The sequence below is a fragment of the Trichocoleus sp. ST-U1 genome (assembly GCF_039961835.1).
Classification (GTDB): Bacteria; Cyanobacteriota; Cyanobacteriia; order Cyanobacteriales; family FACHB-T130; genus FACHB-T130.
The window spans coordinates 24,011-31,491 of record NZ_JAMPJZ010000066.1; the positions used below are offsets into that span (position 1 = coordinate 24,011).

Annotated in this window: 9 protein-coding genes; 7 read left to right on the forward strand and 2 right to left on the reverse strand. The window is 50.1% G+C overall.

The genetic code is table 11. From position 1 onward, the window contains the following. The first annotated feature begins 66 nt into the window (after positions 1-66). The 3 genes from NDA06_RS20005 to NDA06_RS20015 all read left to right on the forward strand — a co-directional run bounded on the left by NDA06_RS20005 (position 67) and on the right by NDA06_RS20015 (position 1,674). Positions 67-786: a TVP38/TMEM64 family protein gene (locus NDA06_RS20005; protein ID WP_242047522.1), complete on the forward strand. Its 720-nt coding sequence runs from the start codon at positions 67-69 to the stop codon at positions 784-786. Positions 787-806: 20 nt separating this feature from the next. Then, positions 807-935: a hypothetical protein gene (locus tag NDA06_RS20010; protein ID WP_277878437.1), complete on the forward strand. Its 129-nt coding sequence runs from the start codon at positions 807-809 to the stop codon at positions 933-935. A 121-nt stretch (positions 936-1,056) separates the two neighbouring features. Continuing rightward, positions 1,057-1,674: a hypothetical protein gene (locus NDA06_RS20015; RefSeq protein WP_190414884.1), complete on the forward strand. Its 618-nt coding sequence runs from the start codon at positions 1,057-1,059 to the stop codon at positions 1,672-1,674. 113 nt (positions 1,675-1,787) lie between these two features. On the opposite strand, the gene NDA06_RS20020 is transcribed toward NDA06_RS20015, so the two are convergent. After that, positions 1,788-2,150, reverse strand: a complete 363-nt coding sequence (locus tag NDA06_RS20020) for a single-stranded DNA-binding protein (RefSeq protein WP_190414885.1) — start codon at positions 2,148-2,150, stop codon at positions 1,788-1,790. A gap of 297 nt (positions 2,151-2,447) precedes the next feature. Here NDA06_RS20020 and NDA06_RS20025 point away from each other — a divergent pair, with 297 nt between their 5' ends. From NDA06_RS20025 to mreD, 3 genes are all read left to right on the forward strand, one after another. Next, positions 2,448-3,455, forward strand: a complete 1,008-nt coding sequence (locus tag NDA06_RS20025; RefSeq protein WP_190414886.1) for a rod shape-determining protein — start codon at positions 2,448-2,450, stop codon at positions 3,453-3,455. A 125-nt stretch (positions 3,456-3,580) separates the two neighbouring features. After that, positions 3,581-4,315, forward strand: coding sequence for a rod shape-determining protein MreC (mreC, locus tag NDA06_RS20030; protein ID WP_190986645.1), 735 nt, complete (start codon positions 3,581-3,583; stop codon positions 4,313-4,315). A 125-nt stretch (positions 4,316-4,440) separates the two neighbouring features. Further along, positions 4,441-4,992: a rod shape-determining protein MreD gene (gene mreD / locus NDA06_RS20035; RefSeq protein WP_190986646.1), complete on the forward strand. Its 552-nt coding sequence runs from the start codon at positions 4,441-4,443 to the stop codon at positions 4,990-4,992. Positions 4,993-5,039: 47 nt separating this feature from the next. On the opposite strand, the gene NDA06_RS20040 is transcribed toward mreD, so the two are convergent. Further along, positions 5,040-5,852, reverse strand: coding sequence for an HAD family hydrolase (locus NDA06_RS20040; RefSeq protein ID WP_190414889.1), 813 nt, complete (start codon positions 5,850-5,852; stop codon positions 5,040-5,042). A 406-nt stretch (positions 5,853-6,258) separates the two neighbouring features. Here NDA06_RS20040 and ribD point away from each other — a divergent pair, with 406 nt between their 5' ends. Further along, complete coding sequence (ribD, locus tag NDA06_RS20045; protein ID WP_190986647.1) at positions 6,259-7,410, forward strand: bifunctional diaminohydroxyphosphoribosylaminopyrimidine deaminase/5-amino-6-(5-phosphoribosylamino)uracil reductase RibD; 1,152 nt, start codon at positions 6,259-6,261, stop codon at positions 7,408-7,410. Positions 7,411-7,481 lie beyond the last annotated feature (71 nt).

Genomic DNA, 7,481 nt, shown 5'->3' on the forward strand with positions numbered 1-7,481 from the left:
ATTCTCCTTCTTCTCAGTCAAGGCAAAGTTTGTTCGCAAAATAAAGTTTTGCCTGGATTTTATCGAATGAGAAATAAGACCAACCAAAGTGCTTCCCTGATGCCGAAATTTTACAGCCAGTGGGTCAGAACGCTCAAAAGTCCCCCCTTGTGGATAGCGATCGCACTCTCGATCGGCATCATGCTCTGTATCTTTAGCCCATTGAAACTTTTGTTGGATAAATCTTTCCTGGTTAGTCAGTTGGAAAGATTCGGTAGCTGGGCAGTCTGCCTGTTTATCCTGGTTTTTGCCCTGTCCAGCGCCATCGGCATCCCTGGAATTATGTTTCCTGTTGCGGCTGGTGCGGTTTTCGGTTTCGTCTGGGGAAGCCTTTGGTCGGTCATCGGCGCAACGCTGGGGGCAATTGGGGCATTTTTGGCGTCTCGCTACCTGCTGCGCGACTGGGCGGAACGCCGATTTGGTCAACATCAAGCGTTGATGCGGTTCAATCAAGCCGTGACCCGTCAGCCTCTGGCTTTTGTGCTGGCGATCCGCTTTGCGCCAATCTCCCCCTTCACGGTGGTTAATTTCTTGTTGGGACTCACGCCTATCAGCTGGGTACCTTATTCAGTTGGCACGTTTATCGGCATTATTCCAGGGACGCTGGCTTACGCTTGGGTGGGAGTTACGGGTGAGCAAGCTTTGCAGGGAGGCGATCGCTTGCCCTTGCTACTAGCGCTCAGTTTTTTAACTCTCCTGTGTGTATTGCCTATTTTGGCTCGTAAAAAGACGCAACCCATTAACTGACGAATAAATTCAACCAATTTTTGGTTTTATTTCCCTTAATTTTTGTTTTCACCGGCTGTGCCGGATACTCGCAGTCCGCTGATGCCAAGAACGAAGCGATCGCAGCGCCACTGCTGCCGGACGCTGCACGGCAACTGATTCCGTTATGAGATCAACTGATAACTTCTTGCACAACTTGGGAAAATTGCTTAGCTGGGAACCTAATTAGCTCCAATCAGTTCTGAAGAGTTAGCAAGATTACGTAAATAGCAATAGGGAAGAGACAAACCGATGAAACGGGCAATTTCTGGCGCTTTATTAACTATTTTGAGCTTTAGCCTTCCAGCAATGGCTGCCACTACAGAGAAATTCCAGGTCAAAGGGCAAAACGCTTCCGCCTCTTTTTACCAATCTGACGACTGTAGCTCAAGCGGTGTCAGTGTTTGGGCTGCCGATAACGTCAGCCGTAGCGCACCAGGAGCACCGACTTCGGAGAAGGGAGCCAACGTCTCTTATTGGAACTCGAATTGGTGTACCGGCAAGTATTCCTATGGTTACGGTTACGCTCCAAATGTCACCTTCACCGCCAATAACCAGCTCAGCTCAGCTAGTTTGAAAGGCACCTTCAAAGTTGACGAATATTCGTCAGAGAATCCCGACTCAACGACTGCCAAAACGGTTGACGTAGCGCTAAATTGGACGGGAACAGGCGAGACATTCCGGGGTCACAGCAGTTCTCACTATCAGTGGATGGGCGGTATGTCGCACTCTCGCTATGTTGGCTCTTATCGGACTGCGGACGTATCGGGTAGCGTCACGATGGACGGCAAAAACCTGATTACGAATATCCCTGGCTTTGGCGATCTGAACTCGTCTAGCAGCGGCTCGGTGCAAATCACCAAGAGGTAGACTGTCGTTAAAGATTTGGGGATTCTTCGTCTTTCCCGCCCAAATACAATCATTAGCCATCAGTTCTCTGGGGACTGATGGCTTGTCGTTAACAGCTAACAATTCGCACCGAATTAAAATTCGGTGTCGTTATAGCCATTTACTGCACTGGGGTCTGTATCCTGTTTAGAACCGAGTAAATCTAGGCGATCCACCTTAATAACAGGTTTAGATCGGTTGGATGCCTTATTATCGCTCCAAGTCTCTATTTTCAAGGAGCCTTGTACCCCTATCAAACTGCCCTTTCTCACATAGTTCGCAGCCACTTCCGCTGTCTTCCCCCACAGTTCCAGGTTAAACCAGTCAGGCTGGTCGCTATTGCGAGTTCGACGATCCACTGCCAGCGTCAGATTGCACTTAATTTTACCTGACTCGAAATACTTGACATCAGGCTCTGTACCCACACGACCTACCAAGTTCACAACATTCAGGCTCATAAAATTGATTAGTACAAATGTACTGAACTACAGTGAATATACTTTAACGAATTTAGATAGTAGGCTCAAGTCAACTTTATCCTGATTTGCTCTTCAACTACCAGAATGATGCTTGGAAATGGCCTTGAGGCGTTTTCACTGGATAAATTCGTCTAGCTGACTAGACTCTGGATAGAAAACGTAATAGAATCCACCTCGGTTCCATTTCCGTTAGAATTCCATCTCACACAACAGCATTTCATTTTGGGGGCGTAGAAACGAGTGGGTCTTTTCAGTCGCTTTTCCTTATCCCGGGACATGGGTATCGACCTGGGCACTGCTAACACCCTGGTTTATGTGTCCGGCAAAGGTATTGTTCTCCAAGAACCCTCTGTGGTTGCTATGGATATGGACACAAAAACCCCGCTAGCCGTGGGCGAAGATGCCAAAAAAATGTTGGGAAGAACTCCCGGCAATGTGGTGGCCCTGCGCCCCCTGCGCGATGGTGTCATTGCAGATTTCGATGTTGCTGAGCTAATGCTTAAGCATTTTATTCAGCGAGTACATGAGGGAAGAGCCTTAGTTTCACCTCGTGTTGTCATTGGCATTCCTTCGGGTGTCACTGGCGTAGAACGACGAGCCGTTATGGAAGCAGCATCTCAGGCAGGTGCCAGGGATGTGTACTTGATAGATGAGCCGGTCGCTGCTGCCATTGGCGCTGGACTACCAGTGGCTGAGCCTACGGGCAACATGATCATTGATATTGGTGGCGGCACCACAGAAGTTGCCGTGCTTTCTTTACAAGGAACGGTTTTAAGTGAATCGGTGCGCGTGGCTGGGGATGAGCTTTCGGAAGCCATCATGCAGTACATGAAAAAAGTCCATAACTTGGTGATTGGGGAACGCACGTCTGAAGAAATCAAGATTCAGATTGGTTCTGCCTACCCCACCAGTTTTGATGAAGAAGCCATCATGGAAGTGCGAGGCTTGCACCTGCTCTCTGGCTTGCCGCGCACTGTCACCATCAAGGGACCGGAAATTCGGGAAAGTATGTCTGAACCGCTTTCAGTAATTGTGGATGCGGTGAAGCGAACCTTAGAGCGCACGCCTCCCGAACTCGCAGCCGATATTATCGACCGGGGCATCATGCTGGCTGGCGGCGGTGCTTTGTTAAAGGGGCTGGACACGCTCATCAGCCACGAAACTGGCATTGTCACCCACGTAGCGGCAGATCCGCTCTCGTGCGTGGTGCTGGGAACCGGGCGGGTGTTGGAGAATTTCAAACAGCTAGAGCGGGTGTTCAGCGGGCGATCGCGCCAGATGTAGCAGTCATTAGTCGTTAGTCATTAGTCATTAGTCATCGGCAGTAGACGATGAACTAAAGGCTAAGGCTAGGGACTAGGGACAAAGACTAAAAACTAAAGGACTCAAGACGAATCCCTGATACCTAAATGTTTACACTGCGTCGCTGGTGGGTTCGGCACGGAATACAAGTTATATTGGCTGGGCTAACGATTGGAAGTGCCTGGGCGATCCGGGAGACTCAGGGAGCTGCTCTTTATGAGACTTACCAGTTGCTCACCCGTCCTTTTCAAGGGGAACCCACGTCACAAGAGCGCATCGAGAATGCCCGCGTTCTGGAATTACAGGAGCGGTTAGTTGAACTCGAAAGCCAAAATCAGAAGTTACAAGAGCTGTTGGGCTATGTTAAACAGAAAAAACAGCTAGGGATAGTCGCTCCGATTGTGGGACGTAGCGCCGATCATTGGTGGCAACAGATAACCCTCGGTCGAGGAAGTCAAGACGGTATTAAAGCAGATTTCATCGTGATGGGTACGGGTGGCTTGGTCGGTCGCGTAACCAACGTGACTCCCCATAGCAGCCGGGTCTTACTGGTCAGCGATCCCAGCAGCCGGGTAGGGGTTGCGATTAGCCGCAGCCGTTATATGGGCTATCTTCGAGGACAAGGTTCTAACCGAGCAGTGATGCAGTTTTTTGATAAAGTTCCTGATGTCCGTCGGGGCGATGTCGTGGCAACATCATCTGTCAGTAAACTTTTTCCGTCAGGGTTGCCGATAGGGCGAATAGAATCTGTAAATTTGGACAAAACTCCAGCTCCTGAAGCTGTGATTGAGTTGACAGCACCGATGAGTTCCTTGGAATGGGTGGTTGTGTACCCGAAATGAGGAATGAGCGGTTAGCTGTCATTAGGAAATAGCAATAGTAAATAGTGATTAGTCATTAACCACAGACGATGGACTAAGGACTAATCACAGATGACCCATGACCCATGACCCATGACCCATGACCCATGATCAATGTATCTGACTTGTCACCTTGGCCTCGTCAAATGCTTAACTGGGCAGTAACCATTGGTTCTGTCCTGTTGTGCTTATTGGTCTTGCCACTGCGCCTACCGGGAATGGAATTGTTGGGAATTGGCCCCAACTGGTTGTTAATTTGGGTGGTTGCCTGGAGTTTGAAGCGATCGGTGTTGCAGGGTGCGATCGCTGGGTTAGTGTTGGGACTGATCCAAGATGGGATGACATCTCCCGATCCCAGTCATGCCCTTAGCTTAGCATTGGTAGGAATGTTGACCTCTCGGATTCAAAAGCAGCGGTATATTGAGGAAGATTTTATTTCGGTGGCGTTAATTGTTTTTGGGATGGCGGTTGTGGGGGAGACGGTGAGTGCCCTTCAGTTCACGCTCCAGGGCGATCGCGATCTGGGAGCAATTTGGACATATCACCAGCGCATTGCCCTCTCCAGTGCCATCCTGAGCAGCCTTTGGGCACCCGTTGTTTACTATCCTCTAAATCGCTGGTGGCAGCAGATAAACCTGTTAGGGCAGTCTTCTAAGTAGTTTCTAGCCAATCGTCAATACTCAGTCTTCTGAGTATTGAGTGAGGACTATTGACGATTGACCAATGAGTGATGACTCACTCCCAGCAGGTAATGAGCAACAGAAAGTAAATCGCTATGAATGCGGGTTGGTTGGAACTGTCGCAACCTTTGGGGGCTACGAATGCCACAAGTCAGCGCGATGGTGGGAATCGAAAGCGCTTGTCCTGCTAAAATGTCTGCTTCCGTATCCCCGACCATCCAACAATCATCGGCAGTTTGCCAAGGCGAACAATGTTCTGCGATCGCTGTGGTGAGAAGTTGCGTTTTCACTTCAGCGTAGTTTTGATAGGCGGCATGGCTGTCTTGAGTCCCGTAAATGCCACTAAACAAACGAGCCAAACCGTGATTCTGCAAGATTTGCAGAGCTTGGGATTGACATCGTAATGTCACTAACACCAGCTTGATGCCCTGAGAATGTAGCAATGCAAGCGCCCAGTTCACTCCTGGCTGCATTTTGTCTTTCTGTAACAGCGCTGGTTGATTGACGATGCTGACGACACGCTGCAAAAATACATTAATTTGCTCACCCTGTAAGCCCGATCGCATCGCAATTTCCACATCTGGGACACGATCTTGCTTCATCTGCCAGAACTGCTCTTTAGTCAATACCTGAAGATGCAGGATTTCTCCTTGCTCCTGATATATCTCCTGAGTATCAGCGAGTCCTAGCTGATAGGTACTGTAATAGCGGTGGGAAACGTCCACAAGTGGGCCGTCAAAGTCGCAAAACACGGTCAGTTTTTGTAAATGAGGGGCAGCGGCTTGACCCCGGTAGGGCTGAGGTGGTTGCAAATCTGAGGCGGCGGGGCAGCAGTTCATAGGACGTTACGAATCCGAACTTTTTGATACGTTTATTTACATTAACAGGTGCAACATAAGTTGTCATGGGATTTAGCCATCAAAATATATTAGACCTATTTATAGGGATATGTAGCGATCGCCTAACTATAGGGGTGAAAATCGGGGTGAAGATCAATATAACTTTTGAAGGCGGGTAATCGCAAACTTAGTGATTGGTTCCCCGACAGATGAATTCTTCAAAGTGAAGCACCATGAAACGGTGCTTATCGGCTCATACGATCTCCCAATATTCCGCTCTTCACAGGTAAACACGCGATCCTCTTTTTTTTGCAGGGATAATCCACCTAGCATCCCTCCCTAAGCCTGCTCCTGCTAAAGTAGGCTGGCTATTACACTCAGGTGTAGCCAGGACAGCAGCAAACTCATGGACAACTTTTCCGCAAACACCCAATCGGATGCACCCCAACAGGAGTCCCCTTTTACCTCCTTCGACCGCGCGATGATGCAGCGGTGTATAGAACTAGCCCGTCGCGCCTTAGGACAAACCGCGCCCAATCCCCTAGTGGGTTCTGTCATTGTCCAGGATGGGCAGATTGTGGGGGAAGGGTTTCATCCCGGTGCCGGTCATCCCCATGCAGAAGTCTTTGCGCTGCGAGACGCCGGTGAACGAGCCAAAGGAGCCACAATTTATGTCAATCTGGAACCTTGTAACCACTACGGACGGACGCCTCCCTGTTCGGAAGCGTTGGTAGCCGCAGGGGTGAGCAAGGTGGTGGTGGGCATGGTAGACCCCGATCCGCGCGTGTCGGGAGGCGGGATTGAGCGGTTACGAGCGGCGGGGATAGAAGTTGTGGTGGGCGTGGAGGAAGACGCCTGTCGGCAGATGAATGAGGCTTTTATTCATCGGATTCTCTACCGGCGTCCGTTCGGCATTTTAAAATACGCCATGACTTTGGATGGCAAAATTGCCACAACGACCGGACACAGCGCCTGGATCACCAGCCCTGATGCCCGCAATGAGGTACATCGAATGCGGGTGGCGTGTGATGCGGTGATTGTGGGCGGCAATACGGTGCGTCTGGATAATCCCCACTTGACCAGCCATCAGACAGAGGCACACAATCCTTTGCGCGTAGTCATGAGTCGCACGCTGGATTTGCCCGTGGAGGCTCATGTGTGGGAGACGGCGGAGGCATCCACTTTAGTGTTAACAGAGGTGGGAGCTAATCCGGATTTTCAGCAGCATCTGCTGAAAAAGGGTGTGATGGTAGTCGAGCTGACTCCACTGACACCGACGAAGGCAATGGCGTACTTATATGAGCGTGGATTATCGGGCGTGCTGTGGGAATGTGGCGGCACGTTAGCAGCAAGTGCGATCGCAGAAGGGACAGTGCAAAAAATTCTGGCCTTCATTGCTCCCAAAATTGTCGGCGGCAGGTTGGCTCCTTCTCCCGTTGGGGATTTGGGGTTTGCAAGCATGACAGATGCACTCACTCTAGAGCGCGTCCGTTGGCGAGCTGTCGGCTCAGATTGCCTGGTTGAAGGTTATTTACCCTTAGCAGTCAGTAGTCAGTAGTCAGTGGTTATTGGTCATTCGTGAATGGCGAATAGCTAATTGTCAATTGCCATTCGCCATTCACAAAGCTG